Origin of the sequence: Phaeodactylibacter luteus, from assembly GCF_007993045.1 — a bacterium.
Lineage (GTDB): Bacteria > Bacteroidota > Bacteroidia > Chitinophagales > Saprospiraceae > Phaeodactylibacter > Phaeodactylibacter luteus.
The window spans coordinates 1-26,609 of the sequence record NZ_VOOR01000062.1; the positions used below are offsets into that span (position 1 = coordinate 1).

20 protein-coding genes are annotated in these 26,609 nt (G+C 54.3%); 9 read left to right on the forward strand and 11 right to left on the reverse strand.

The genetic code is table 11. The features are described from left to right. Positions 1 to 229: 229 nt before the first annotated feature. Positions 230 to 1,036, reverse strand: a complete 807-nt coding sequence (locus FRY97_RS19370) for a hypothetical protein (RefSeq protein WP_147169229.1) — start codon at positions 1,034 to 1,036, stop codon at positions 230 to 232. Between the two features lie 404 nt (positions 1,037 to 1,440). On the opposite strand from FRY97_RS19370, the gene FRY97_RS19375 reads away from it, so the two are divergent. From FRY97_RS19375 to FRY97_RS19395, 5 genes are all read left to right on the forward strand, one after another. Next, a complete protein-coding gene (locus tag FRY97_RS19375; RefSeq protein WP_147169230.1) occupies positions 1,441 to 4,140 on the forward strand; it encodes an ATP-binding protein in 2,700 nt (899 codons plus the stop codon). After that, positions 4,137 to 5,366 (forward strand): hypothetical protein, encoded by a 1,230-nt coding sequence (locus tag FRY97_RS19380; RefSeq protein WP_147169232.1) that lies wholly within the window; start codon positions 4,137 to 4,139, stop codon positions 5,364 to 5,366. Before FRY97_RS19375 ends, FRY97_RS19380 begins: the two co-directional genes overlap by 4 nt. Positions 5,367 to 5,368: 2 nt before the next feature. Continuing rightward, on the forward strand, positions 5,369 to 5,932 hold the full coding sequence (locus tag FRY97_RS19385; protein ID WP_147169234.1) for a condensin complex protein MksE: 564 nt from the start codon (positions 5,369 to 5,371) through the stop codon (positions 5,930 to 5,932). 336 nt (positions 5,933 to 6,268) lie between these two features. Next, a complete protein-coding gene (locus FRY97_RS19390) occupies positions 6,269 to 7,222 on the forward strand; it encodes an isopenicillin N synthase family dioxygenase (RefSeq protein WP_147169236.1) in 954 nt (317 codons plus the stop codon). 109 nt (positions 7,223 to 7,331) lie between these two features. Next, complete coding sequence (locus FRY97_RS19395; protein ID WP_147169238.1) at positions 7,332 to 7,562, forward strand: Sec-independent protein translocase subunit TatA/TatB; 231 nt, start codon at positions 7,332 to 7,334, stop codon at positions 7,560 to 7,562. A gap of 115 nt (positions 7,563 to 7,677) precedes the next feature. On the opposite strand, the gene FRY97_RS22465 is transcribed toward FRY97_RS19395, so the two are convergent. Next, on the reverse strand, positions 7,678 to 8,304 hold the full coding sequence (locus FRY97_RS22465) for a DUF937 domain-containing protein (protein ID WP_170254757.1): 627 nt from the start codon (positions 8,302 to 8,304) through the stop codon (positions 7,678 to 7,680). Between the two features lie 190 nt (positions 8,305 to 8,494). On the opposite strand from FRY97_RS22465, the gene FRY97_RS22470 reads away from it, so the two are divergent. Further along, positions 8,495 to 8,728 (forward strand): hypothetical protein, encoded by a 234-nt coding sequence (locus FRY97_RS22470; protein WP_170254760.1) that lies wholly within the window; start codon positions 8,495 to 8,497, stop codon positions 8,726 to 8,728. Between the two features lie 9 nt (positions 8,729 to 8,737). Here FRY97_RS22470 and FRY97_RS19405 read toward each other — a convergent pair whose 3' ends face one another. After that, positions 8,738 to 9,442 carry a ComF family protein gene (locus FRY97_RS19405; RefSeq protein ID WP_246141841.1) on the reverse strand — a complete coding sequence of 235 codons (705 nt, stop codon included), beginning with the start codon at positions 9,440 to 9,442 and terminating at the stop codon, positions 8,738 to 8,740. Positions 9,443 to 9,777: 335 nt separating this feature from the next. Continuing rightward, positions 9,778 to 10,923 carry a S1C family serine protease gene (locus tag FRY97_RS19410; protein WP_147169242.1) on the reverse strand — a complete coding sequence of 382 codons (1,146 nt, stop codon included), beginning with the start codon at positions 10,921 to 10,923 and terminating at the stop codon, positions 9,778 to 9,780. 335 nt (positions 10,924 to 11,258) lie between these two features. Here FRY97_RS19410 and FRY97_RS19415 point away from each other — a divergent pair, with 335 nt between their 5' ends. Beyond that, positions 11,259 to 11,849, forward strand: coding sequence for an HD domain-containing protein (locus FRY97_RS19415; RefSeq protein WP_147169244.1), 591 nt, complete (start codon positions 11,259 to 11,261; stop codon positions 11,847 to 11,849). Here FRY97_RS19415 and FRY97_RS19420 read toward each other — a convergent pair. The 6 genes from FRY97_RS19420 to FRY97_RS19445 form a co-directional block, all read right to left on the reverse strand. Further along, positions 11,830 to 12,540, reverse strand: a complete 711-nt coding sequence (locus tag FRY97_RS19420; protein ID WP_147169246.1) for a hypothetical protein — start codon at positions 12,538 to 12,540, stop codon at positions 11,830 to 11,832. The two genes, FRY97_RS19415 and FRY97_RS19420, sit on opposite strands and share 20 nt — an antisense overlap. 59 nt (positions 12,541 to 12,599) lie before the next feature. Further along, positions 12,600 to 14,912, reverse strand: a complete 2,313-nt coding sequence (locus FRY97_RS19425) for a TonB-dependent receptor (protein ID WP_147169247.1) — start codon at positions 14,910 to 14,912, stop codon at positions 12,600 to 12,602. Positions 14,913 to 14,978: 66 nt separating this feature from the next. Continuing rightward, positions 14,979 to 16,031: a sugar phosphate isomerase/epimerase family protein gene (locus FRY97_RS19430; protein WP_147169248.1), complete on the reverse strand. Its 1,053-nt coding sequence runs from the start codon at positions 16,029 to 16,031 to the stop codon at positions 14,979 to 14,981. Positions 16,032 to 16,207: 176 nt separating this feature from the next. After that, the gene (locus FRY97_RS19435) at positions 16,208 to 19,492 is read right to left on the reverse strand and encodes a PA domain-containing protein (protein WP_147169249.1); all 3,285 of its coding nucleotides are present in this window, start codon (positions 19,490 to 19,492) and stop codon (positions 16,208 to 16,210) included. An 84-nt stretch (positions 19,493 to 19,576) separates the two neighbouring features. Then, positions 19,577 to 21,685: a T9SS type A sorting domain-containing protein gene (locus FRY97_RS19440; RefSeq protein WP_147169251.1), complete on the reverse strand. Its 2,109-nt coding sequence runs from the start codon at positions 21,683 to 21,685 to the stop codon at positions 19,577 to 19,579. A gap of 213 nt (positions 21,686 to 21,898) precedes the next feature. Beyond that, complete coding sequence (locus tag FRY97_RS19445; protein ID WP_246141842.1) at positions 21,899 to 23,050, reverse strand: Gfo/Idh/MocA family protein; 1,152 nt, start codon at positions 23,048 to 23,050, stop codon at positions 21,899 to 21,901. A 693-nt stretch (positions 23,051 to 23,743) separates the two neighbouring features. On the opposite strand from FRY97_RS19445, the gene tsaE reads away from it, so the two are divergent. Together tsaE and FRY97_RS19455 are read left to right on the forward strand one after the other, a co-directional pair. Continuing rightward, positions 23,744 to 24,160 carry a tRNA (adenosine(37)-N6)-threonylcarbamoyltransferase complex ATPase subunit type 1 TsaE gene (gene tsaE, locus FRY97_RS19450; protein ID WP_147169253.1) on the forward strand — a complete coding sequence of 139 codons (417 nt, stop codon included), beginning with the start codon at positions 23,744 to 23,746 and terminating at the stop codon, positions 24,158 to 24,160. 33 nt (positions 24,161 to 24,193) lie between these two features. After that, positions 24,194 to 25,426: an alanine dehydrogenase gene (locus tag FRY97_RS19455; protein WP_147169254.1), complete on the forward strand. Its 1,233-nt coding sequence runs from the start codon at positions 24,194 to 24,196 to the stop codon at positions 25,424 to 25,426. 83 nt (positions 25,427 to 25,509) lie between these two features. On the opposite strand, the gene FRY97_RS19460 is transcribed toward FRY97_RS19455, so the two are convergent. Continuing rightward, positions 25,510 to 26,418 (reverse strand): SH3 domain-containing protein, encoded by a 909-nt coding sequence (locus FRY97_RS19460; RefSeq protein WP_147169256.1) that lies wholly within the window; start codon positions 26,416 to 26,418, stop codon positions 25,510 to 25,512. Between the last annotated feature and the right edge of the window lie 191 nt (positions 26,419 to 26,609).

Genomic DNA, 26,609 nt, shown 5'->3' on the forward strand with positions numbered 1-26,609 from the left:
TGTTTCTATCTTATAAGTCTTTGCGAGCATCTTAAAATTATTTTTCTCTCATTGATTTGAATGGTTGTCACTCGTTTTTTACATAATGGCACCCAACGGTTTGCATATGGCTTGTGGCGGTTTCGAAGCACTTTCCAGTCCACCGAAACCGAAGCTGACTACGGAGCGAAAACCTTGCTGGTAGCCGTTCACCCGCCATAAGCTATATGCTGTGTTGTGCTGCGTTTTTTTAATTTTTCAAATATTCTGTTTGTCCTTCGACATCTGATAATTCCCATTTGATAGGGTTTTCTAATTCCACCTTGTTCAATTTGGTCAGTTCAATTTCCTTAATGCTACTAAAGTTCATTCTGACGTTCAATTTCACGTTATTTATGTAATAGTGTCCGACCAAATATGTCCCTGTGGTCAAGGCTATTTCTTTTACTTCATCCGAATTCATTTCAATCTCAAAGAACCTTGTGTCAGCAGGTCCCGCTCTGAATCTGCCTAAATAACTGTCAGTCGAGTCATTAACCCTGTGAAATTCGGCAAAAGTCGTTCTGGAGTATGTTTTGTCATAGTTTGATCCGAAACCGACCAATGGGATCAAAAGAGAGGTTGCTATTACTGAAAATCCCAATTTCTTGTTTTTTACAAGTCTTTTGGTTGATAGAAATACGAGGGTTAATGGACAAATCACAAATGCAGCACTTAGTCTTAGTCCCCAGTTCACAATTTTATCAGCTTCAAAAGTCAAGAAATGACCAAAATATTCAGCGAAGAGAAAAAGCCAACCAAAGCACGTCACAATCAAAACTGTCAGGCCAATTTTCTCTTTTATAAAAGTCAGAATGAAAGCCACAATTGTCGCAATCCAAACTATTGGCATCAAAAATTCCTTCGTTGTCATTCCCCATGCCATTACTGTCGCAGATAGAGAAAATCCAACTAGAATTATTGGTAAGGTCAATATTTGAATCAGTCGTTTCATTTCAAATGCAGCACAACTCGCTAATACACGCACTTCCCCCCCAATTTGTCGTTCTTTTCCCACTTTGCCCCAGGCTGAGCCTACCTGCTTGCAGCCCCCGGTGCGCCACGCTGTAGCCCAGACCATGCTACAATATACAAAAAGGCCACAATGCTGCCTACTTGCCAATAGAAAAAAACGGGCTGCCGGTAGGGCAGTGCGGCTGCCCGGTGGGGGAGTGCCACCCCTTGGCACCGGCCTAGCGCTGCGGAGGGGTGGCAAGCCCGATAGGGCCGAGCGGATAGCGAGCCCCGCAGCATAGCGGCACCTGCCCTTCGGGCAGGGGCAGGCCCCTATCCTTGCGGAGGGGGCAGGCCAGATCAACAGCCATATAGTTGGCGGCCCTTCGGCTGCCCATCAAAGGATTGTTTGCTCCAAACCGGCCTCAGGCTTGGCACTTGCGCAGTGGTCTGCTATATTTGCAGGCTATGCTAACCAGACTAGTACTCATCAACTCCTGCGCCTACAAGATGGCGGAAGTCGGCTTCGAGCACGGGCACGCCCTGCAGCTTGTAGGCCCCAACAACGTTGGGAAAAGCTCGCTGATTTATGCCCTCAATTTCCTTTTCCTGGTCAATAAGCGCCTGATGAACTTTAGCGGGCAGCGTACTGCCGATAAGGAGACGCTGGCCCACTATTTCCCTACACCAGAACGCAGCTTCATCTTGTTCGAGGTCAAAAAGCAAGGACAGCGCTACTGTATCCTTGTGCACCGCAACGGGGAAAACGACCTGCAGTATACCCGCATCAGCCATGCTTACCGCAGGCGGTTTTTCTTTGAAGAGCAGCCCGATGGGCAGCACCTGCGCAGTTATAAAGAATTGGCCCGCCTCTTGCTCACAGAGCAAATAGCCCTCAAAAAAATGGAGCAGGCCCAGGAGATCCTGAAACACATTTATCAGGTGGGCGATAAGAACGAGGCCGTAGTGTGGCTCACCGATAAGTGCAAGATGAGCGGCACCTACAACTCCTTCAACAAGGTGTACCGCTACCTGATCAATTCCAAACTGATCGACAACCGTGCGCTCAAGGACATCCTCCTTATCGCAGACAGCCGCGACCAAGACCAGCTTAGCTATAGCCGCCAGAATATACAGCAGATCGACCGGCTACGCCATCAGAGCCAACAACTGTCGGTGCTGAGGAACATCGAGGCCGAGTTCCGGCAGTTTAAGGAGATTGTTGCAGACGTGGAGGGGCGGTACGAAGGCCTCTGCCAACAGGCTGCCGCATTCCTCGCCAGCGCCAATATGAGGCGGGCCTACCTGCTGGAGCAACAGCACCTGAAAACCCAGGAAGCGGAACGGCTGAGACAGGAGCTTACGGCCAAACAGGCCGAAAATGATGAGATCAACCAGCAAAAAGGGCGGCTCGACTTTGAGGTGCGGCAGGTAGAGCAAACCATCCGCAGCCTGCAGCAGCAACAGGAAAAAGCCCTGCAGCTGCCACCGGAAAACCTGCTCGAACAACAGGCTCAAAACCAGCAGGAAGCCATTGACAAACTGTGGTTCCGCCTGCAGGAGTACAGCGCTCAGGCGCATCAGCCTGCCGGGCAGCTCCAAAAGCGCATCGAGCGCCTACAGCAGCAGATCAGCCGCAAAATGGCGCAGTTTGAAGACGTCAACGACTGGCTGATCGCGCACTTGTCTAAGGACGCTGAAGCCCGCCGCCTGCTCAATGCCGTCCTTCACCCCGATATCGCACGCCTGCCGGCCAGCCATATTTTAAAGCCCGTATCCAAAACCGGACATACCCTGCGCCTTTTCGATGGGGAAATCCAACTGCCTGCCCACCTTGGGCAACAAGACATCAGTAGCCCGGAACAGCTGCAAGAGGAGATTGCTGAGCTCCAATCCGCGCTCAGCCGTTTTTCGCAACTGCTCGATACGGCCCGCAACTTCGAAGCCCTGCAAGCCGAGCTGCAGCAGGCCCGTGCCCGGCAGCAAGCGCTGCGCGAGCAGCTCCGGCAGGCACAGCTCCTGCCACAATGGAAAGCAGAGCTGAAGCGCCTCCAAGCTGATTTGAAAAAACTGCAGCGCCAATGGCAAGAACAAGACCATGCCTACCGCCTGGTACGGGAGGACATCCAAAGGCGGCAGTCGGCCATCCGGCAGCTGGAGGAAGAAGCTGCAGCCCTGGGGCAAGCCTACCGCGACCTAGAGCGCGATCAGCGCGAGGTGGAAGACATGAACCTACCGCTCATGGAGCCCGATGCCTCCCTCATGGCCCGTGGCGCAGAGGCTCTGCAGCAGCGGTTCGCTCAGCTGCGGCAGCAGAGGCGGGAAGTGGGCCAAAAACGGGAAGCTCGGCAAAGGCTCTTTCAACAGCTGCGCGATAAGACACAATTCGACTTGGCCGATGAAAAACAGTTCGTGCAGCAGCTGGAGCAGGAAATGCTTTCCCTTGCCGATAAGCAGCGCAGTATCGAAAGCCTGCTGGAAAGCATCGCGGTGCAGTTTGCCAACCCCGCACAGCGTTTCCTGGACGCCTACGAAGAGTTCAAAGCTTTTGTGCACAACGAGTTCAACCGGACGATGGGCGAGATACAAATCTCCAACCTGGAATCCCTCAGCGTTCAGCTCGAAGCCAATGAGCGCTTACAGGCTGATATGAGGGCCATAGCCGAGCTTTCCCTGACCACTGACGGGCTGTTCCGGATGCCAGACCATACCGCCCGCCGCCTCGATATTTTGCGCGAATACCTCGAAAAAGGGCAGGCCATCGCTTTCAGCGACCTCTTCAACCTACAGCTTCGCTTGTCCATCAATGGCAAAGCCCGCTCGGTCAACCTCGGGCGGCAGGTCGAATCGGATGGCACCGACCGCATGCTGCGCCTCATCATCGTCATGGCGGTCATTAGCCGGCTGTCGCACCGTAGCCCCGAAAACAGGGTCGTGCTTTTCATTGATGAAATTGCGACCATCGACGGCAAAAACCGGCCTCAGCTCGTAGAGTTCTGCCGGGAACACCATTTTTACCCCATTTTCGCAGCCCCGGATATTGTCGATGGTTTCGACCAATACCTCCTCATTCAGCGGCAGCCGGGCGGCCTGGTAGTAGACGAAGACAGGCACGTCATTCAGGTAGGGCGCGCAGCCACCGCCGGAACTCAACCACAGGCCTCATGATTTTGAAAGCCGAACCGGACAAGGCCCTGCGGTTTCTGGAAGACAACTTCGAGCTCTTCCGTGGGCTGTACCGCGACCAATTGGAGCACAGCATCATCAGCCGGGAGGCCTTCGAGCGGCTCACCCTCGATAAAGCTGACGTGGTGGTCAAGCGCCTGCTCGACTATAAACTCCTGATCGCCCAGCCCAATGGCTTCCGCATCAATGAGCCCGTACGGGGGTTTCTGGCCTTTCTGCTCAACGAGTACAAGCCTTTGCTGCCGGAGGAGCTCACCAAGTACCGCCAAGCGTTCCGGGAGCTGTTCGAGCGCATGCAAGACCTCAACGGGCAGGACATCCTCATCCTCGCCGAGCGGCTCGACGCCTTTTACCAAGAGTTGCAGGAGTTTTTAGAGCATGTAGAGCGCAATACCGGGCAGCTGCTGCGCAGCAGTCAGCACCTGAAGGCCAATAAAGGGGAAATGGCTTATGCCGAGCGGGTACGGCAGGCCCGCCACCTCATCGAGTACTACATCGAGCCGCTGAACCGCATCCTCGACGTAAAAAAGAAGGCCTCGATCGCCAATTTGCTGAACCAGGTCTCTGCTTATGTCAATGTGCAGCGCTTCAGCCACCCCCACAGCGGCATACGGCTCCGGTTTGAGCGCCTGCACGAGCTGCTGCGGGAATCCGAAGGGCGCATCCTCCGGCAGTCGCACGTCGTTACCCGGGAGCTGCTCCCGCTGATAGAACGGCTGCAGACAGAGTCCGAAATCCTGAGCGGCTGGCTCTATTTCCTGGAGCGCCCCTTCCTGCATGAAGTGCCCGATATGCCCGCCCGCCGGCTGTTCACGGTCACAGGCAGCAACCTGGAAGCCGGGCTGCACCTTTTCCTACAGCAGTTTGAGCGCCGCCCGGAGGAGGTCATCCTCAAAACAGAAGAAGCCCGGCCGGTTAATGCACGGAGGGTGTTTTTTGACCGGCGGCATTACCTTCAGGCCCTTCAGCAGAGCCTCCCGCTAGACAATTATTTTTCTTGGTGCTACCAGGCCATGAACGAGCACGAAGAGGAGGCCGCCACGGAGCGCTTCCTTCGCATCAGCAGCCTGCTCTTTGAAGAAAGCGACCAATTCGAAGCCGCTTTCGGGGCCGGCCGGTTCCAAATTCAGCTCGGAGAGGCTGCTTTCGACCTCCCCATCATTGCCGTAAAGCCTAAACCGGCAGAAGCCGAAATGCAATCCAACTGAATATGAATACCAACCCTGCCGTACAGCCGGCCTCTTATCCTGCACAGCATCAGGAAGTGGTCGAAGCCCTCCTCGTCGATGGCCGTTTCCTCCTCGAAGGCGACCCCGCCTTCATGGCCCTGAAACAGCACCTTGGCTTCTATCAGGAGTTCTTCCGACAGTCTTTCGGGCTGGCCTTGGAGTACCATAGCGAGTACGCCTTCCTACAGAGCAGCAGGGATACCGACCCCCTGTCCAGAGACATCTGCATTTTCCTGGGCGTGCTGTGCTACGAACTCGACCGGGAAGGGTACAATCTGCTCGAGCAGCTTTCCTTCCATACGCTGGAGTTCGAGCAGGTGGAGCAGTTCTTTGAGCTGAGCTCCTTCCGGGAGGTCTTGGAAGCGACTTCCAACCTGCAAGATGCACAAGCCCGCCGCAATTTCTACAACCGCCTGCACCGCCGCCGCATCATCGAAAAAGTAGACGATCAGACCTTCCGGTTTACCCCTGCCCACAAGTATTTCCTGCAATTTGCAAGGGGGGTTGCACGCTACAATCAGCGCATGGCAGAGGAGGAGGAATAGGCCCCCCAAACCAAATGGGTGTTTTTTGCCTGCCCCCTGCACCATGTGATGGGGCCTGCCCCTGCCGCAAGGAGGGGGCCTGTGGGCAGGTGCCGCTATGCTGCGGGGCTCGCTATCCGCTCGGCCCTATCGGGCTTGCCACCCCTCCGCAGCGCTAGGCCGATGCCATGGTAGAGCCGTGGCAGCATTGAGGTTCACGCCCGGATAAGGTGGGCTCCGCTTTGAGCGCACAGCCTTTCAGGTTTTTAGGAAAAGGCTTACCTTACAAGGCTTTTGTGCAATAGGCTCAACCCTAACCGAGCCTGACCGTTTTACTAAAAAAAGAATGCTGTTCTCATGACCAAACGAGTAATACCTGTTGTAGACCTTTCCCAATTTACCGAAGGGGACGCCGCCGCCCGCAAAGCTTTTGTGGCAGAGCTGGGCAAAGCCTTCCACGAAATCGGGTTTGTCGGCGTAACCAATCATGGCATCCCAAAATCTCTTATTGACAACTTCTACGAGGCTTCCCATCAGTTTTTTGCGCTGGAGACCGCGGTCAAGGAGAAGTATGAAATCCCTGGCATGGCTGGACAGAGAGGGTATACCTCTTTTGGGAAAGAACATGCCAAACAATCTAAAGTAGCCGACCTGAAAGAGTTTTTCCAGCTCGGCCAGGAAGTGGCTGACGGCCACCCGGAGAAAGCCGCTTATCCAGATAATGTGCACGTTGAGGAAGTCCCTGAGTTCACCAACCTGGGCATATCGCTTTACCGTGCATTTGAGAAAGCGGGCGGAGCGCTGCTGCGCGCTATTGCCATCCACCTCGACCTCGGGGAAAACTACTTTGACGATAAAATCGAAGAGGGCAACAGCATCCTTAGGGCCATTCATTACCCCCCTATCACACAAGAGCCGGCCTCTGCCATCCGTGCTGAGCAGCATGAAGACATCAACCTGATCACCCTCCTCGTCGGTGCCTCCGCGGGCGGGCTGCAACTGCTGAACAAAGAAGGAGAGTGGCTGCCCATCACGCCGGGCGAAAACGAGATCGTCATCAACGTAGGCGATATGCTGCAGCGCCTGACCAACAACTACCTAAAATCTACCACCCACCGTGTTGTCAACCCTCCACGGGAAGAGTGGCACCTGCCACGGCTGTCCATCCCTTTCTTCCTCCACCCCAAGAGCGATATGGACCTGAGCTGCCTCGACCGCTGCGTAACTGCGGATAACCCCCTGCAGTACGAGCCCATCACTGCGGGAGAATACCTGGATGAGCGCTTACGGGAAATCGGGCTGAAAAAATAATCTGCTGCAGCAGATAAAACCGCTAACCTAATTGACCGTCAAAGTGTTGTAAACTTTGCAAAGGTCACCAATAAGCCGTAGCTTTGCGGCAACTTTAAATTGATTTGTTATGGAAAACATATTGCTGTTCAACTTCTTCGGGCCTGAGATGCTGGTAGTGCTTTTCGCCATCCTGCTGCTCTTCGGTGGCAAGAAAATCCCTGAACTGATGCGCGGTATCGGCAAAGGCATCCGGGAATTCAACACGGCCCGCTCTACCCTCGAAAGCGAGTTGAAAGATGGCATGCGTGATGCAGAGCGTAAAGAGGCAGAAAGCAAAGAGGAGCGTAGCAACGCTTAGCCAAGCTGCTGTCTCGGACGCGAGTTGAAACGGCGCCTTCGTCAAAAAAAATGCCAGCTGCACCCTTATTGGGCACGGCTGGCATTTTTGTTGGCAGCCTGTCAAAGGGCAGCACTTACCGCTTACGCTTCAGAAAACCGCTCAGCATCTTCATCCCCATATCTGCTACATCGTCTATGATGGAGCCATCGCCGTCGGCATCTAAGAACTGAGTAACTAGGTTCATGGTCGGGTTCTGCTGCTTTTGAGCAGATACGGTGCCTGAAAGCAGTGAAGCAATGCCGGCCATATCCAGCCCTTCTTCCTTTTTCGCTTTGCCCAAAGCCCCCATCACTACCGGGGCCAGCATAGCCATGAGCGAGCCGGTTTTATCCTGCTCCAGCCCGCTGAGCTTGCTGATCATATCTACAGCACCGCTCTGCTTGTTGCCCAGCACGTGGTTCAGTATCCCCGTCCCGTTGAGCATCCGCTCTTGGCCCGAAGCCGCTTGCTGCCCGGACAACATGCCCATGAGGTCGTTCAGGATGCTGCCGTCGTGGTCGCGCTCTAGCGCCTGATTGAGCGACTGCGCGCCCTCCGTTGTTTTGGCGTTCTGCGCCAGCGCGCCCATCAATGTAGTGATGATCCCAGAGGCTGCAGCAGCCGTCTTTTCTTGGTCTGCACCGCCCACCTGCTTGCTGAGCTGACTGACCATATCTGGCGAAAGCGCCCCTTGTAAAAGATTCATCAAGTTGTTATCCATAAGTCTTGAATAGGTTTTTATGTGAAAAATAGGCCACGATTCGTGGAGCCAGTTAAAGCTACGGCATAAAGGGGTGCGCAGCAAATTATGCTTATCTTTTTGTATAGACGGGGCCTTGGCAAAAAGTAACCTATCCCCCCCGCTAAAACTATTGACTGCCCTGGCCCGTTCTATCCCCAAAGGAAGAAGCATGTGGCAAGACTTGAAAGAGGTACTCCGTTGGCTAAGCGGGGAAGAAGAGCAAGCGGAGGAGGACGTGCCCTCGGCTACCACCGGTGCACTAATGCGGCTCGTTGCCATGACGACTATGGCCGGCATACATGCCCACCGCAAGGGGGCAGAAGAAGAAGAGGAGAAGCAAAGCGGGCAAGCCCCCTCCGGCACCATTAAAGACATCCCCCCTCCAGGGCCGGCTTCAGCCTGAAAACCACCCTCACACTGCGATAGCAATAGCGGCCAAGCTGACCGTGCAGCCGGCCTCCTTCAGCAGCTCAGCAGTACAGACCTCAAGCGTAGCCCCAGTGGTCACTACGTCATCTACCAACAAGATATGCTTACCCTCCAGCTGGCCTGGAGATTTCAGCTGGAAGGCCTGTGCAACATTCATCAAGCGGTCAAGCCGCGACTTTTTGGTTTGGGTGTCCGTGTGCACGACCCTTTCTAAGGCTTCCTCCCAAGGACAGCACATAGACCATGACAGCCCTTCTGCAAAAGCAGCGGCCTGATTATAGCCACGGATGCGTTTTTTGCGCCAGTGCAGGGGCACAGGCACGATCAGGTCTACATTCTTGAACCCAGGCACCGCCCTGAGCACCGCGCCATACTCCCGCCCAAAATACGTGCCGATCTCGCGCTTGCGCTCATATTTCAGGTGGTGCAGCAGCCGCTGTACCCTGCCTGTTTTCACGAACTGGAAGCAGGCAGCAGCGGCCTGAATGTCAACACGCCCCCAGAAACGCTCCGTAAATTCATTTTCAGGAAATTGATGATGGCTCGTGCGTGGCAGCTTATAGTGGCAGCTGATGCAAACAGGCTCGCTGCCGGGCGGGAGGTTTTGGCCGCAGGCATAGCACAGGCGAGGGTAGAAAAGGCCTGCGAAGCTTTCTGCCATCCGGCCCCATAGGTTATTCTGGCTCATTGGGGTAGTTCTTGTTTCCTGCTTAAAATACAGCTTTTGCCTGAAGGATGCCACTCCTTCCTTTTATTAAAGCCCCCTTGTAACGCAAAAAACGTCTGCTCCGCAGAGCGGAACAGACGCATCAAAACAAAACGAAAAACCAACTTTAAACAAGTTTCTTTATGCCCTCCTTAACTGATTATCAAGCTGATGTATTGCAAGGATGGGCGATATTATTTTTGATAGCTCAAGCTGAGCTGCCATCTCAAGGTTTCCTTCAAGTTAAGGGTTGTAAGGGTTTGACGCAAGCCCTCAAATGTCATTTTCGCATCAAACCCGGGAAGTTCCCGGCCAAATCAGCCTGCTTTCAGGCGAACGGGCACTGCGACTGCCTGCCCTTTGCGGTTGACTTCCACAGTAATGGTATCTCCTGCTTTAGCCTGCCCTACAATTTCCTGTAGCTCAGGCACTGACCGGACCGGGCGTTGGTTTACGGCAGTAATGATATCCTGTGGCTGCAAGCCTGCAAACTGTGCGGAACCTCCGTCGACCAGTGTTTCAATAACTACGCCCTGTGTAATGTCGACGCCCAGCTCCTTGGCGTAATCTGCATCAAGGTCCGAAATCTCGACCCCCAGGTATGCCCTTTTGAAACTGCCGTACTCGATGATATCGTCAGCAATACGTCGGACCAGGTTGACCGGGATGGCGAAGCTATAGCCAGAGAAAACCCCTGTACGCGTGGCGATCGCGGTATTAATGCCGAGCAAACGCCCTTGCGCATCCACCAGAGCGCCTCCGCTGTTGCCAGGGTTGACAGCCGCGTCTGTTTGTATAAAAGACTCGATCGCCCTTCCTCCGCCAAGGAGGTTGATGCTGCGGCCCTTGGCACTAATAATGCCCGCGGTCACGGTAGAAGTCAGGTTGAAAGGGTTGCCTACAGCTAAGACCCATTCGCCGATTTCGGCTTCGTCGCTATCTGCAAAGTCAAGGGCAGGGAAGCCTGTGCCTTCGATTTTCAAGACAGCAAGGTCGCTTTTTTCATCTGTGCCTACCACTTCCGCCTTAAAGGTGCGGTTGTCCTGCAGGGTCACTTCCACTTCGCTGGCAGAAGCTACTACGTGATTGTTGGTAACAATATAGCCATCGGAAGTGTAAAAAACACCTGAACCTGAACCCGCTTGCGGCTGCCCTCCACCAAAGGGGTTGCCCTCCCCAAAGAAGAACTCGAAGGGGTCATAGGCTTGCCCCCGGGCAGGCTGAGCAACTGTAGTAGAAATATGGACCACAGCTGGGGTGGCTTGCACTGCTGCTGACTTAAAATCAAAAGGCACCGCATTGGCTTTGGCCGGGGCCCGGTTGTAGCTGGCCTGAACGGCATAAGGAGCACTTTCTGACAGTGAGCTGGCACTCGATGCTGGATGTAGCCACTGATACCCTCCAAGAGTGATGAGGCCTCCAACGATTCCCGCTGCAATCAGCGATAACGTTTGTTTCACCATAGCGAGGATGATTTTTTTAGGTTTTCAATTGGTAAAAACTCAGCTAAAAAACTGAAGTACAGCAACCTTTGTTACCGTTCTTTTCTGGTTTAACAGGACGTTAACGAGGCAGCGGGCACCAACTATGCGCCACCTTGCCCAATGCAGCCGGCCTACTGCCTTGGGAATGCCCTAACATTTTCCTATCTTAACAAAGAAACCTTTCGTTGGCGAGGCAACCCTATATGCCCCTCCAAACGTTATCCTATCGGAAAACCAAATCAGTGCGGAAAGAGGGCCCTAAACCTGCCCAGCCGAATGTTAGCTAGATCGGCAGGCAGCCTCCCTACCTCATCATGACTTACAGCAACAATCCATATGAAATAGACTTAGGGCTTTTGTTACAGCCCGAGACCGTCTTGGAAAGGCAGCTGCTTCAGGACCCTCAGTTTATTCAGGGCTTATTTTGGGGCACCCCCCGCTATGGCCACCCTGAAGGGCAGGTTTATAAGCACATCACCGAGGTCTTGGCCAATATAGACCGCTTGGCCGTCCCCCTACCTGACCGCCGGAAGCTTAGGCTCATCGCCCTAGTGCACGACACCTTCAAATACTTGGAGGCCCGGCAGGTCCCCCGTGATTGGTCAAGGCATCATGGCATGCTGGCCCGGCTATTTATGGAATCGTATACCGAAGACCCTGTCATTCTTGATTTGATTGAGCTGCACGATGAAGCCTACTACTGCTGGCGGCACATCCACCTTTACCAACAGCCAAAGAAAGGGGCCCGCCGCTTGGAACAATTGCTCGCAAGGCTCGGAAACGCTCTTCAGCTTTATTATTTGTTTTTCAAGTGCGATACGCAGACCGGCGACAAGAACCCTGCCCCACTGCTGTGGTTCGAGAGCCATATTAGCGGCATCTCCGTCATTCCATCTCTTCGGTGATCTCATCGAACCCGGGGCGGACAAAAGCGTCCGCTTGGGGGAAAAAAGACAACAGCCCCTGCCTAAGCCGTGACAAATGGACTTGAAAGTCAATGATTTCATCTGTACTCCAAGGCTGATACTGCTGTATAAGGTGCCACCCGCCAAGGCTGCGGTCGATACATAACAAAGCCACTTTGGCAGAGCCGTTGGCACTACTATCGACTGCCACTGTGCCCCCTCGGGCCTTTATATAATCAAACCCACGCAGCGCCCTGAATATTTTAGCCGAGACCATAGTAGCGTACCAAGCTATCACGCTCCGGCCCTCTGATATGGCCTGTACACGCTCTCCTGTACCAGCCAAGCCCTCAGGCAGAGGGGCTTCCTCCCGTATCCACCGAAGGGTGGCTGTTGTGTAAGCCCTTGCCTGCTCGTTCAGTGCCTGTACCTGAGCTGAGGGCTTCACCGGCTCTACTTCCGGCAAATCTTCCAAGCCTGCTTCTTTCAGATAAGCCTCCAACATTTGGTGGGCTTCTTTTATGCTATCTCCAAGCCTTTGCCAGAAAGCGGCATTGCTCATGTCCTTCTCCTCATCTGTCAAGGACTGTTCCTCCGCATAAATTGAGCAGCGGTCAGCCAAGCGGCAACGCTCGCACCACCGGTCACAATAATTGAATATCCCTGGGATCAAGTTTTCTTTAGCAAACATGTGTTATGGGTTTACCCCTTAAAATAAGCAGAATACTCCGGAATATCCACCCGCTGCATTTAAAAGGATACCCTGTAGGTCAATATCGGGATGAGGCTGAGCTGAAAACGCTCGCTCACTTCCTGCTTTAGGATATCGTAGTACCGATAAGCCTGGTTCTCCTGATTGGTCAGGTTTTGGATATCGAGGGCGAGGGTAGTACTGTATTTGGGCTTGCTCTTCTTGAGGTAAAACCTAAGGTCCGACCGGAAAAAGTTGGAGAGCTTTTCCGTATAGCCCGCACTGAAGTCAAAGACGGTATACCCTACTTCCTGCGAAAAATCGGCCCGTATGGGCTGCTCACGGAAGCCCCCGAGGTAATTTAGGCGCAGATTGAGCCCGATGGTCCGGGTGACGGACTCCGACTTTGCCTTTTGCCACTCTTTCCCGACAGTCAGGTTGGAAATGAACTGCCCGTTGTAGCGGGAATCCCTGTAGCGCTCCTCTCCTTCGAGGCGGTAAGCCGCATCGTACAGGGTCAGGTTGGCCAGATAATAATAGCCTTTGGAAAGGTACTGCTCCAAAGACAGCTCCAGCCCAAACTGACGCCCTTCGGCAGAAACAGCAGGCAGGGCTGTTGGCAGCCAGTTCCATGCATCGGGCTCGGTAAAGGATACAAACAGCCCGAACCCGTTCTCCAGTACAGGTGCATCAAAGAGGGTGTGGTAGAAGAGCTCTGCCTGAAAGGAAAGCCCTTCCCGCATGGCCCAGTTGGCTCCGAGCCCCCAATGCGCTGCCCGGGCAGGCTGAGCCCACTCTTCTAAGTTGTAATAAGGGTTGGCCATCTGAGAATGCCTCCCATAAGCTGCGCTTAGGCTCCAACGCTTAGACAGCTGATAAGACAAGGACAGGCGGGGCTCTGCAAAAATGGCGTCTGCCTCAGCATATGCTGGCACATGCAGCCCAAGCTGATAGGAGAGCCGTGCGCCGATATCGCCATTGAAGCTAAAGTAAGGGGCCAGGATAGTTTCGGTTTGAGCAGGAATGCCCCCCCTCTCAGGGGCTGGGCTTTGCAGCCCAAAGCGCCGCACCGACACCCCGAGCTGTGCATAAGCGCTTGCGCCCAGCCCTTGCCGGAAATAGGCATGGCCAGAAAGGAGGCTCAGCTGATTGTCGTCCTCGAGGTACAAGTCTGGCAATCGCAAGTTTAGGCTATCCACAAGAGAGAAAGAAGAGCGCCGCTGATCAATGACGGAGACGCCTGCCGCCAGATGGAAGGCGCCACGCTGCCCGACCGGCCGCCGGTATGTAGCTCCTGCAATGCCCATCGCCGACTCATAATCAATTGCAAAAAGGTCTTTGTCTGTTTCCCGGAGGGCCGGGTCTCCCTGCCCTTCAAACCGGTTGGAGCTCATGCCGCCCATGCCGAACAGCGTCAGCCGCCCACCGCGCCGGCCGGGGAAGACCAAATGGAAGGCAAGGTCTTGGAAATTGATCGCTTCCTCCCCAAAGTCTATCCCAGCTAAGGTGAGCAGCCCCACGGTAGAGTAGCGGTAGTTGACTAGGAATGATGCTTTCGAATTTTGAGCGAATGGGCCCTCTGCTGTAATATCCAGCCCAATTAAGCCCGCTTGTGCGGTAAATTCGTGCTGTTCGTTATTGCCCGGGCGCAGCCCCATATCCAGAACCCCGCTAAGTGCATTGCCCTGATCTGCAGCAAATGCGCCAGTGTAGAGGCGGGAGTTGTCCAAAAGCTGAGCACTCAGCATATTGACACCGCCGCTGTTTAGGGTGGTCCGGTCTGCAAAAGTGCCGGCATTTGGTGTATGGTTGGGATTGAGGATTTGAATGCCCTCCAGCTGCCACGCCATATTGTTGGGCGATTGCCCCCGGATGCTCAGCCCATTGGCCTGGTCATTGGTATTGACTACGCCAGCATAAGCAGCGGCCAGGCGGCCAGGATCATAATAAGAAGCAGGGAAGCGCCTTACTTGGTCTATCGTAATGGTCTTTGCGCTGAGGGGCATCAGCATCGGGGCGGAGCTCCGGTTGGCCATGACGACTACCTCCTCAAGGGCAGCTGAAGTAGGGGACAGCTGGAACTGAAGCACCTGCTCCCGCCCAGATTCTACCGGCACCTCAGACTGTACCAGCGTTTCGTAGCCCAAAAAAGCAACTTCGACCTCGTAGCGCCCAACGGGAACTTGTGCAATGCGGAACCGCCCCCCCTCATTGGCTACCCCTCCTAAACTTCCTGGCCGCAGTAGGACCGTTGCCCCTTCGAGGGGCCTCCCAGTAACGGCATCCAACACCTGCCCACGCAGCACCTGCGATGGCTGTTGTGCCAAAAGCATCACCGGGCACAACAGGGCAAAGAACATCCACTTATACATCAGCTATTGTTTTGTACAGGCTAAACCTGCATCCATTAGTTTACTAAAAAGATGGGGCGACTGCTTTTAGAGCCCTAGTATTTGGCGGTTTTGGGCATCATCGGCTGCTCCTCCTGCAAAATCGTCAAAAGCTTTGGCGGTCACTTCGATGATGTGGCCCTGAATAAATGGCGCGCCTTCCGCAGCCCCCTGTTCGGGGCTTTTGATACAGCACTCCCATTCAAGGACCGCCCAGCTGTCGTAGTCGTATTCTGATAGCTTGCTGAAAATGGCACGAAAATCGACATCACCGTCGCCAAGGGAACGGAAACGGCCTGCCCGCTTTAGCCAAGGCTGGAAACCGCCATAGACGCCTTGCTTGCCAGTGGGGTTAAACTCTGCATCCTTCACATGGAACGCTTTGATGCGCTCGTGATAAAAATCGATGAACTGCACGTAGTCCATGCATTGCAGTACGAAGTGGCTGGGGTCATAATTGATGCAGCACCTCGAGTGCCCGCCCAGTGCTTCGAGGAAAGCTTCGAAGGAGTCGCCATCGTGGATATCCTCGCCGGGGTGGAGCTCATAGCAAAGGTCGACCCCCTGCTCGTCGTACACATCAAGGATGGGCTTCCATCGTTTTGCCAACTCGCCAAAACCCATCTCTGTGAGCCCGGCGGGGCGCTGTGGCCAAGGGTACATAAAAGGCCAAAGCAGGGCGCCAGAAAAAGAAACGGAAGCGTCGATCCCCATATTCCTGCTGGCCTGGGCAGCCCACTTCAGCTGTTGTACAGCCCATGCCGTCCGCGCCTTGGGGTTGTTGCGCACTTCCTCAGGCGCAAACCCATCAAACATGGCATCATAGACAGGGTGCACAGCGACAAGCTGCCCCTGCAGGTGCGTCGACAGCTCTGTGATGGCCAGGCCATGCTCGGCTACCTTACCTTTGAGCTCATCACAGTAAGCCTTGCTGTTGGCAGCTTTCTCCAGATCGATCAGCCGGTTTTCCCAAGTGGGGATCTGCACCCCCTTATAGCCCAGGCTCGCCATATAAGCACAAATGCTGTCTAAGCTATTGAAGGGGGGCTCATCTCCCATAAACTGAGCCAGAAAGATCGCAGGTCCTTTTATCGTTTTCATCTTTGGTCCATTTTTGCCGAATTTAAAAATTTTTTGACGCTATACCAGCTACAGGCCGCAAAGTATGCCGCCCCAATACAAGCGCCCTCCCCCACTACAGGGGAGGGCGCCTGATTATGCCCAAATGCTAGCCCGCAGGCAGCCCTGTTATGAGCTGCCAAGCGGAAGGGCAGTGGTTATTTAATGACAACAGACTGTGTGAACTGAGCTTGCCCGTCGCGCACCTGCAGCATGTAAGTGCCTGCTGCAATGCCTTCTACGTTGAGCTCGATCATATCTGCCTGTGTCTGGCCAAGGTCGCGGCTCAGCACTACCTGCCCAAGCGCATTCACCAGGCGGATGTTCAGGTCGGAAGCTGTTTCTGCCAGTTGTACCTTCACATTCACCACCCCGCTAGCCGGGTTGGGGAATACAGATACACCAGACTCCAGCTGCTGTTCATCAACATCAACGATGTTGCAAGCTACGCAGTAACCAAAGCAGACTGGGTCGAGGGTGATCATTTCTTCCTCAGCCACTTCAATGAAGCGGTCAGAGAAATCGCCAGTGGTACAGTCTTCGCCTATGCTCGTGTCTATGCCTTCCCAGCCGTCAACGCCATTTTTGAACTTGTAGGTAGACATCATGTTCTGTGGCACGTCTACGGTTACAGTCCAGATATTGTCCCCGTCCGAATCGCTCATAGCAACATTCTCGAAATTGCTAAAGCTGCCCGCAATGAACATACCGTCTCCGCTAAGCTCTCCTGCGTCTACCAGCAAGGTAACGTCAACGTTGAAAGTAACGGAAGCCACTTGCTGTACAACAGACAGCTCCCAATCAAATGAAGCTGGCTCGTAAAGGTCCAGCCACTCGATGTAGTAAGTTGTCCCTGCTGTCACGTCTAGCGTCAGGTCAGAGCTCACGATACAGTCATCGTCGCTTTCTCCGGCTAGCGTAAGAGAAGAGAAGTTGCCGCACTCGCCAGTATAAACGATAACGTAAGTGTCCTCTCCACTATCACAAGAGTTGATCCGGATCGTCTGATCTTCTGAAGGAGTGTAAGCGTACCAGGCTGCGCCGGCGTAAAGTGCTGGCGCAAAGAAAGCAGATGCAGAGTTGGTTGACGCTCCCAGGAGGCCTTTTCCTATCGCAGCTTCACCGAAGCTATCCGTGGTATAAGTACCTGGCTCGACAGCTGCTGCAGACTCACAGAAGTTGCTTTCTGGAAGATCGCCAGCAGTGAAGGTCAATTCCCAGTCGAAGCCAAGATCGTCCCAGTAGCTATCCCACATGATGTAGTAGGTCTCACCTGCTGTCACAGGAGCTTCTGCCAGGGTAGCGTAAGGGTCGCCAGTGCTCATCAGGCAGCGGTCATCATTAGCGCTGAGGATGGAGAGGTCATCGCAAGGGCCACCAAGGATGTAGCCGCGGGTATCCGCAGGCGCACCGCAAGAGCTGATGTTGATGTAACCATCTTCCGTAGCTGTATAGCTGAACCAGCGCGCAGACAAGCCAGAGTTGTCGCCTGTATCATAGAAAACGCCACCGCCGAAGCAAGACAGGTCTTCTACTGTATTCATACCTTCGGCAGCCTCCGTTGCAGTGTAGCAATATTGCCCCACGCCAGCGTCAGGAATCTGCCAGTACTGCAGGTCGTCCACATAGAAAGTATAAGTCGCATTCAATGGGTAGAAATTGATGCCGCCCAGCATGTTGGAAGTGGCAGCAGAACCACCGCTGAAAGTCCAGGTAGCGATCGTGCGGCGGCCTATGATCATGCGGGCCACATCATTGTCGATATCGATGATAGTAGTTACAGGGAACCACTCTCCCTCAGGATAGCTGAACTCGTAAGGGCCAGAACCGTCATAGACGGAAAGCTCGCCAGTGCCTGCGTTGTCCATAAGGACCTCAAGCGCCCAGTTGCCTGTGGCCTCAGGGTGCTGAATATTGAAGTAAGCATTGGAGCCTTCGGGCACGTACATCTGCCAAGTCGTAATGAAGTGGCCTTCTGTGCGGTCTCCCAAAAGCACGAGGGCGTCTTGGCCCGCAATATCACCAGATATTTTCACCGATTGTGCACCACTGTTGGCCTGCTCAGTGGTCACCTGGCCGCCTACCGTAGCACCTGGCCATACGCTCCACCAATCAGATTGGCTGGAAACTTCGCCTTCGGTATAGCCCTCAGTATCATCTGCAAAGAAAATCAGCGGGTCATCGCAATCCGTAACCTCATCGAGCGGGCAGGCGCTGCAAGAGCTGAAGCAGACTGCATCAAGCTCAAAAGCGTCAATGGCATTGTTGATCAGGGGGCGGATATTGAAGCCAAACCCACTGGGCAGCCCGCAGGAATCGGGTACTGATTCCAAATTGGCAACTTCAAGAGCTCCGTTGAGGAATGCGTAGCCAATGGTGTCCAAGGTTGTCACGTCATATGTTACCGAGTAAATGCCGTCACCGTCTTCATCAGCCATAGCAACTAGCGTTACTTCGTTAAGGTCGGTCACGCCAGGCCCGCCTACGACCATGCTCACGCCGTCTGAAGATACCGTTTCGTTGTTCATGTCCACGTTGAACGTTACCGGTACGGCAGGCAGTGGGTCGAGGTTGACGGTAAAGTCAAAGCCATCTGCCGACAGCGCGTTATCCCATACAATGTAGTATTCCTGTCCGGCGAAGGCCAGGAACTGTATATCTGACCCCGCGCCAGCGCCGGGCCCCTCCGTACAGTTGGCGATACCAAAGTCGAAGATGGCCAGTGATCCGAAGCAACCGCCCGGATGAAGGGTTACAATACCACGGGTTGCGGCAGTATCTTGGCAAGAGCTGATGCTCAGCACCCCGTCTGCAGCTGCAGTGTACTTGTACCACAGCTCACCAGTAGCATTGGTGAAGCTATTGTTGAAAGTAGGGATGGAATCTATAGTGTAGGTGCCATCTGTGATTTCAATAGCGGTCTCGAATACATAGCCTGCAGGGGGCAGGTCGTCCTGAACGATAGTCACCATCAAGCCTTCTTCCATACGGATGGCCTGGCAGTCGTTGTAGCTCATGAAAACCGTTGGGATAGTGGCCTGGCAGCCATCATCCCCGCCGGGGTTGAGTATGGCATCCGGGTTTGCGACATCGTTGTTGCAAATGATGACGCCAACTGCGCCAGCAGCCTGAGCAGACAGTGCTTTTACAGGGAAGCCGCAAACGCCACGGTCTACCAGCGCAATAGCGCCGGCCACATCAGCTACGCCGCTGTCCAGCATAAAGCAGCCGGTAGTTGCGCCGCTAGTGTCTGTCACGGTTACTACCGGAGCGGAAACAGTAGCGCCAAAGCGGGGGCCAAAACCGGCACGCCCCACCGTGTAATCTCCGGCAACACTTGCGGGAGCATCCACGGTCAAGGTGCCCTGAGCTTGCACAAAGCTGGTAGCTGCCAACAGCATGAGGGCCATGCCAAGCAGCTTAGTTAAGTAAGTCTTTTTCATACTAAGCGATTGTGTTGAAAAAAAGTGATAGAAAATACTGGGACAAGCAGATGAGCCCCAAAACAGGGCCCACCTGCCTGCCTTTTATCGTAAAACTACCGGGTAGGCTACGGCCCTTCCCCCAGAGGTCATTCTTAAGTGGTAAGTGCCTGAAGGCAAGTGCCCGACAGCAAGCGTTACCGTGCCGTTTGACGCCTGTCCCTCCTGCTGCTGAAGCACCTGCCGGCCCAGTACATCAAACAGCTGAAGCATGAGCGGCCCTTCTAACTCCTCCAGCTGATAAGCAACCTGGAGCTCGTCTTTGGCCGGGTTTGGGAACAGCGCTACTTGCCCTGCCAGCGCCTTGTCGTTCAAGCCTACCGTTGTACAAGGCACACAGTAGCCAAAACAAACGCCCTCCAGCTCGAGCGCATCTTCTGTGCCAACCATCAGGCCCCGGTCTGAAAAATCGCCGGTCGTACAATCTTCGCCCAAGCTGGTATCTATGTCCTCCCAGCCGCCAGGGCCATTTTGGAACTTATAAGTGGGCGTGGTATTGTGGCCGATAGGGAGGGTTACCTGGTAGACGCCGTCCCCGTCCTCGTCAGCCATAGGCAGGCTTTGGAAATTGGAAAAAGCCCCCGCTATGAATGCCCCCTCAGGGCTCAAGTCTCCGCCCAACAGCTGCATATCTACCTCAAAGGTGACGTCCGCCGCTGCAAAAGCATCAAAACCGAGCTCCCAGATGTAGAGCTCTTCGCTCTCGTCCATCCAACGGTCTATCCATTCTATGTAGTAGGTTTCCCCAGCCATGACTTCTATGCTATCCAAGCTTGAAGTCAGTAGGCCTTCGCCGCAGCCATTATCGTTTTGTGCCACCAGGTTGAGCCCCTCAAAAGTGGAACAATCACCGGTATAAACGAAGAAGTGGGTATCGCTGACCGCCAGCTCGCAGGCTGCAATGCTCATATAGCCGTTGGCGGTTGGGATAAAACGGTACCACTTGGACTGTGAGTAGTTGGTCGTTGAGCCCGATGTATTGTTGATATTGGGGCCTGCTACTGCAGACTCCCCGGTAATGCCCACAATTTCATGCTCGCCCGGATAGATCAGCTCCCCGGTTTCACAAAACTGCCCTGCCTCAGGCTCCTCTTCGGAGAGCCCCAGCTCAAACCCGAAGCCAGTGGTCTCCCAAGCGTCGTCCCACATGATATAGTAGGTCTGCCCGGCTGTCACGATGGCCTCCCGATAAGAGGCCCAGGTATTGCCATCGCCGAGGTCGCAGCGGTCATCATTGACGCCAACGGTGAGGAGATCTTCGCAATCCCCTCTGAAAATCCAGCCCCGGGTATCTGCACCACCCCCACAGGAGGATATCGACATGATCCCATCTTGTTCAGGTGTGTAACGGAACCAACGAGCCCTGAAGCCGGAGCCATTGCCCCCCTGATCGTAGCTGCCGCCAAAGCAATCTAGCTCAGGGACTTCATAGAAGCCGGGCTCAGTGAGCTCGACAGCCGTATAACAATATTGCCCTTCCCCCGCTGCGGGGATTTCGCGGAGGCGGATATCGTCCAGGTAGTAACTGTAGGTCTCGTCTATGGGATAAAGGTTGATGCTGTGCATGCCGCTCGAAACCACCTGCCCGCTGCTAAAAGGCCAGGCATCAACGGTACGCTCATTGACAACGAGGCGGGCGATATCATTATCGATATCAATGAAAAGGTAAACCGTGAACCAAGTGCCTGTAGGGTAGCTGAAAGTCGCATCTTCGCTGCCATCGTACTTCGCCAGTGTGCCAGTCCCCCCTTCAAAGGTGACATCGAAAGCCCAGAACCCTTCGGCGGAGGTAGGCGCTTCGTGCTGCAAGTTGAAGTAAGCGTTGGTGGTGTCGTAAACAAACATGGCCCAGTCCAGGACATAGTGCCCGGACGTCTGCCCGCCCAGCAGCAGCAGAGCATCCTGCCCTGCAATATTGCCATCGATTTTAACGGAGTTGCCGCCATTGTTGAACTGCTCCGTAGTGACCAGCCCGCTCGCGGAGCCTCCTGGCCAAACATCCCAACTAGGAGATTGCTGGCCCACATCACCGGAAGCGTAATTTTCGAGCCCGTCTTCTAGGGCGATCAGCGGCTCCTCACAGGTGGGCTGTGCTATGAGGCTGCCTAAAAAACAAGAGAACAGTGCAATCAGAGTAGCGTAATGTAATTTCATACTAAATATTTGGTTTACGCCCCGTTGAGGTAGCGTGTAAATAGGTTTTGTTCAACTCATAGCCGGCTAGGGCTCCTCGCCTTCTAGCCAGCACCTAGCACTTTTTTGGGTTAGGCGGGCCAAAACCAGCTCCCGCTTTTTATGAGTGAAAAGCAGGAAGGGTTTACAGGACAGACCGGATAGCAGAGCCCCGGCAAACGCTCAATGTGCCCGTTAAAATGCCGTCCATTTTTCTTGGCTTTGAGCAGAAGCCACTACCCGCTCGATAAAACGCATGCCCCTAAGGCCATCAGCTACGGTTGGGAAATCCTCATAGACCGGGCTTGGGGCTTGCCCAGACAAGCGGGCGCGCAAACAAACTGCAAAATTGCGGTAGATATTGGCGAAAGCCTCCAGGTAGCCTTCCGGATGGCCAGCCGGGATGCGGCTGTGCGCCAAGGCTGCAGGGTAGAGCCCGGCAGAGCCCGTACGGTAGGTCTGCACCGGTTTGTCCAGCCAACGGACGATGAGGCTGTTCGGGTGCATTTGGTGCCATTCTAGCCCCCCTTTTTCGCCATAGACAAAAATACGGAGTGCGTTTTCTTCCCCTGCAGCAATCTGGCTGGCCATCAAAACCCCTTTCGCCCCATTATCAAATTTCAAGAGCACGCTGCCGTCATCGTCCAGCAATCGGCCAGGGACAAAGGTGTTCAGGTCTGCACAAAGGTGCGTAATCTGCAGGCCGGTGATGTACTCTGCCAGGTTCTCAGCGTGGGTGCCGATATCGCCCATAGCGCCTGCCGCTCCAGACCGCTTGGGGTCTGTACGCCAAGAAGCCTGTTTAGAGTCGCTGTCTTCCAATTTGGTGGACAGCCAGCCCTGTGGGTAAGTCACGAATACTTTACGGATACTGCCCAAATCGCCATTTTGCACCATAGCGCGGGCTTGCTTCACCATAGGGTAGCCGGTATAATTGTGGGTAAGGGCGAAAAGCAAGCCTGTCTCTTCCACCAGCTTGGCCAGGGCTTCCGCTTCTTGCATATCAAAAGCCAAGGGCTTATCGCAAACGACATGGAAGCCGTTCTCTAAAGCCATTTTCGCTGGAGGGAAGTGGACATGATTTGGGGTTACGATGGAGACAAAGTCCATGCGCTCGCCTTCTGGCAGCTCCCGCTCCCGCAAAATCATCTCTTCATAACTAGAATACACCCGGCCTGCGGGGAGGTAAAGGTCTTCCCCGGAAGCCTTTGACTTTTCGGGGCTGCTGCTGAAAGCGCCACAAACCAGCTCTATTTCTCCATCAATAGCTGCTGCCATACGGTGGACAGCGCCAATGAATGCGCCTTGGCCACCGCCAATCATCCCCATGCGAATCTTTCGCTTCATATAGATAGTTCCTTATTTGTTTTAGCAGGCTGGGCCGCCGGTCCAATCCCGGCGGGCAGTTTTTGGGCGTATTTGTCGGTCTTGTTGCTTAAACTTAGCGGTTATCGCGCATAATAATAAGAAGTTTTTTCGGAATTATGTAAGATTTGATTTTGCGCCCATCTCCATTCCTGGCCAATATACCGCCGATGCCAAAGCGCACTGGCATATTATTCTGAAAGCTAAGTACTGCTGCCAGGGCACAAACCAAAATATTGCAGGCGTTTGTGCTTTTCGGGCTCTAGTGCCTCAAGCCATAAATCCTTGCCACCCCAAGTTTCGTTATTTTCCGCCTACTCTTCGTTAAAGAACCGCTCCTTTAGCTCGGGCTAAAGTCGCGAACCTTCGCCTTGATTAGCCGGAAAATAACTTCAACTTAAGTATCAGAGATTTATGGCTTAAGGCACTAGCCTGGCATTGGCCTAGCGCTGCGAAGGGGTGGCAAGCCCGACAGGGCCGAGCGGATAGCGAGCCCCGTAGCATAGCGGCACCTGCCTGCTGGCCCTCTCCTTGCGGCAGGGGCAGGCCCCATCCTTGCGGGAGGGGCAGGCAAAAAAACGACCACCTGGTTTACGCCCTGCTGCCAACTCGTATGCGCCTTGGGCTGTTCCTTTCTATATTGCACTCTGTTTTGTCCACTCAAAACCACCGTTCATGCAGGAGTTTACTTTGCCGGGCACCGCCTACCTCGAAGCAGCGGCAGGCGCGCTGATAAAAGCCGCCGGCAATCGGAAGATATGGCTTTTTGATGCGCCTATGGGGGCGGGCAAGACAACCCTGATACAGGCTGTTTGCAAAGCGCTGCGGCTACAGGGGGCATTCAGCAGCCCCACCTATTCTATAGTCAATGAATATCACGGGCCCGGCGGGCAGGCGGCCTATCACATGGACCTGTACCGCCTCAAAGGCCTTGACGAAGCCTTGGACATTGGGATAGAGGAGTACTTGTACAGCGGTGCTTACTGCTTTATCGAATGGCCGGGGCTCATTGAGCCCTTGCTCCCTGACGGCTGTTTCCGAATAAAAATGACAATCGAAAGCGATTCCGAACGGAAAATCCTATTTTTGTAACCCTTTCTCTTACTTGAGCAGAAGCACGGCTAAATGAGCGATCAGGAAAAAAGAAAAGTACCCGTCCCCAAAGAGTTCACAGCTCAACAGTTCACCCCTCAGACAGAAATGCTACAGGTGCAGCACAAGCCGGAAAAGCTTTTCATCGGCATCCCAAGGGAGATCACCATGCAGGAGAACCGGGTAGCGCTTGTGCCTTCTTCTGTGGCGACCTTAGTCGCCAACGGCCACCGGGTAGTCGTAGAGTCTGGGGCAGGGGAAAAATCGAGCTATACCGACCACGACTACTCTGAGGCTGGAGCGGATATCGCCTACAGTGCAGAACAAGCCTACAAAGCGGGTACGATCATTAAAGTGGCGCCGCCTACTCTTGAGGAGATCGACCTCATGCACCCCAATCAAATCCTGATTTCCCCCCTACAGCTCCCCATCATCAATGCAGATTACATTAACAAACTGCGGCAGAAACGGGTCATCGCACTGGCCATGGAGTATATCAAGGACGAGTCGGAGACGTTCCCTATCGTGCGCATCATGAGCGAAATGGCGGGCATCAGCGCTATGCTCACTGCCGCTGAGCTCATGGCCAGCACGAGCGGAGGGAAAGGGGTACTGCTCGGCGGTATTTCAGGAGTGCCTAGCGCTAGGGTGGTCATCCTTGGCGCAGGCATCGTGGCAGAGTATGCGACCCGTGCTGCCCTGGGGCTGGGGGCCGAGGTGCGCATTTTTGACAACAACATCTATAAGCTCAAAAGGCTGCAAAATCAGGTTGGGCGGCCGCTCTACACTTCAGCTATAAACCCACATTACCTGGAGGCTGAGCTCAACTTTGCCGATGTGGCAATTGGGGCCATGCACGCTAAATCTGGCAGGACCCCCATTGTGGTAAGCGAAGAGATGATCATGAATATGAAGCCGGGTGCGGTTATCATTGATGTCAGCATAGATCAGGGCGGGTGCTTCGCAACCTCAGAAGTGACAACATTTGACAAGCCTACTTTTGTCAAGCATGATGTTATCCATTATTGTGTGCCCAATATCGCTTCCCGGGTAGCGCGCACAGCCTCCGTGGCGGTGAGCAATATCCTGACGCCGATCCTGCTCAAGGCTGGCAGTACGGGCAGTATAGAACACCTGCTGTTCAACAACTTCGGCCTGCGCCATGGTGTGTATACTTACAAAGGTTGCCTGACCAATAATTACCTAGGGGAACGCTTTGCTATCAAATCCACAGACCTTGACCTGCTGATCACTTCCAATTTGTAGCGGCGGGCTTCAGCGACCGCTTGCTTTATTACGAAGCTGTTGGAGCCCCCTTCAGGGCTGTCTGTGCCCATCAGCCCCCTTGCCTACTCCAAGGCAGCGGCAGGGGCCCAGCCAATGAGCTCTTCCCCTACTGCCACCATCCACCACTCCGCTGTAGTATATTCAAGGATCTCCAGCGCGCTGCCAGGCTCTAATTTCTTGAGCACTGCCTTCAGCCCGGCCTCGTCGAGCCCTCTCACCAAGATCGTCGGCTCTTGGGCACGGCTCATTCTTGGGGTGGGAGGCAGATCAGCAGCAGTGATGTTCCAATACTGCTGAATGGCCAGGGGGGCAAGTGCAGGCTCAGCCCGGAGCTGGCTTTCTTCCACCTGCTCATCCAATGGCTGAAAAGGCTCTTCCCCCATAGTAATCTGCAAGGGCACAGGGGGCGGCTCTTCCAGCAGGGGCATTTCTTCGCCCTCTACGAACAGAATGGTATCTAGGAATGTAGGCGGGGCGCTCAGCAGGGTATCGAAAGGCTCAAAGGATTCTTCAAAAACGAGCTGCATGGGCTGTGGAGAGGGCTCCTCCCATTTTTCCGGGGCTTTTCCTAGAAGCTTACGGGACTCAATGGCCGGGCCTTGCGGGCCGAAAGCCAAAGGTGCCGCCTGCGGTGCACCGCTAACGGGCTGCAAGCCAGGGGAGAGCATCAGCGGCGTATCCACCGCCTGCCGGGTCTGATCTGCGGTGAGGGCGATCGTCAGCGGCTCGTAACCCTCCATCTGCACAATGAGCTCGTGGGCCTGCCCTACCTTGAGGTAAGTATAAAACTGTGCTCCGATGATGCGCCCTGTGCGCTCCAATGTGCGCTTGCCAGCAGGGCTGACGGTGTAAACATCGAGATGGAAAACCGGCAAGGCCCCACCGTCTTTGGCCTCCGCTTCAATTTGGCCTGCAATCTTAACATAAGCGCTCTGAGCAGCTACAGCCCCGCTACTGAGGCATCCGCCCAAAAAGATCAACCATTTTATCGTCCCCCTTACCTTCATGTTCTACTGCATTCGTGCACAGTTGTTCATTTGACTGCCGCCAGCAGCATGTTCACTGCGACCCTTTTTTAAAGAACAGCTACGGGCACAGCCGGGCAGCAAGGTGCTAATTTAGAAAATAATTGCTTCTCGGCAGCCTAAACGGCTGTGGCACA

Coding starts and splice junctions, on each gene's coding strand:
- FRY97_RS19375 (WP_147169230.1), top strand. CDS start 1,441: ATGCTAACCAGACTAGTACTCATCAACTCCTGCGCCTACAAGATGGCG.
- FRY97_RS19380 (WP_147169232.1), top strand. CDS start 4,137: ATGATTTTGAAAGCCGAACCGGACAAGGCCCTGCGGTTTCTGGAAGAC.
- FRY97_RS19385 (WP_147169234.1), top strand. CDS start 5,369: ATGAATACCAACCCTGCCGTACAGCCGGCCTCTTATCCTGCACAGCAT.
- FRY97_RS19390 (WP_147169236.1), top strand. CDS start 6,269: ATGACCAAACGAGTAATACCTGTTGTAGACCTTTCCCAATTTACCGAA.
- FRY97_RS19395 (WP_147169238.1), top strand. CDS start 7,332: ATGGAAAACATATTGCTGTTCAACTTCTTCGGGCCTGAGATGCTGGTA.
- FRY97_RS22465 (WP_170254757.1), bottom strand. CDS start 8,304: ATGGATAACAACTTGATGAATCTTTTACAAGGGGCGCTTTCGCCAGAT.
- FRY97_RS22470 (WP_170254760.1), top strand. CDS start 8,495: ATGTGGCAAGACTTGAAAGAGGTACTCCGTTGGCTAAGCGGGGAAGAA.
- FRY97_RS19405 (WP_246141841.1), bottom strand. CDS start 9,442: ATGAGCCAGAATAACCTATGGGGCCGGATGGCAGAAAGCTTCGCAGGC.
- FRY97_RS19410 (WP_147169242.1), bottom strand. CDS start 10,923: ATGGTGAAACAAACGTTATCGCTGATTGCAGCGGGAATCGTTGGAGGC.
- FRY97_RS19415 (WP_147169244.1), top strand. CDS start 11,259: ATGACTTACAGCAACAATCCATATGAAATAGACTTAGGGCTTTTGTTA.
- FRY97_RS19420 (WP_147169246.1), bottom strand. CDS start 12,540: ATGTTTGCTAAAGAAAACTTGATCCCAGGGATATTCAATTATTGTGAC.
- FRY97_RS19425 (WP_147169247.1), bottom strand. CDS start 14,912: ATGTATAAGTGGATGTTCTTTGCCCTGTTGTGCCCGGTGATGCTTTTG.
- FRY97_RS19430 (WP_147169248.1), bottom strand. CDS start 16,031: ATGAAAACGATAAAAGGACCTGCGATCTTTCTGGCTCAGTTTATGGGA.
- FRY97_RS19435 (WP_147169249.1), bottom strand. CDS start 19,492: ATGAAAAAGACTTACTTAACTAAGCTGCTTGGCATGGCCCTCATGCTG.
- FRY97_RS19440 (WP_147169251.1), bottom strand. CDS start 21,685: ATGAAATTACATTACGCTACTCTGATTGCACTGTTCTCTTGTTTTTTA.
- FRY97_RS19445 (WP_246141842.1), bottom strand. CDS start 23,050: ATGAAGCGAAAGATTCGCATGGGGATGATTGGCGGTGGCCAAGGCGCA.
- tsaE (WP_147169253.1), top strand. CDS start 23,744: ATGCAGGAGTTTACTTTGCCGGGCACCGCCTACCTCGAAGCAGCGGCA.
- FRY97_RS19455 (WP_147169254.1), top strand. CDS start 24,194: ATGAGCGATCAGGAAAAAAGAAAAGTACCCGTCCCCAAAGAGTTCACA.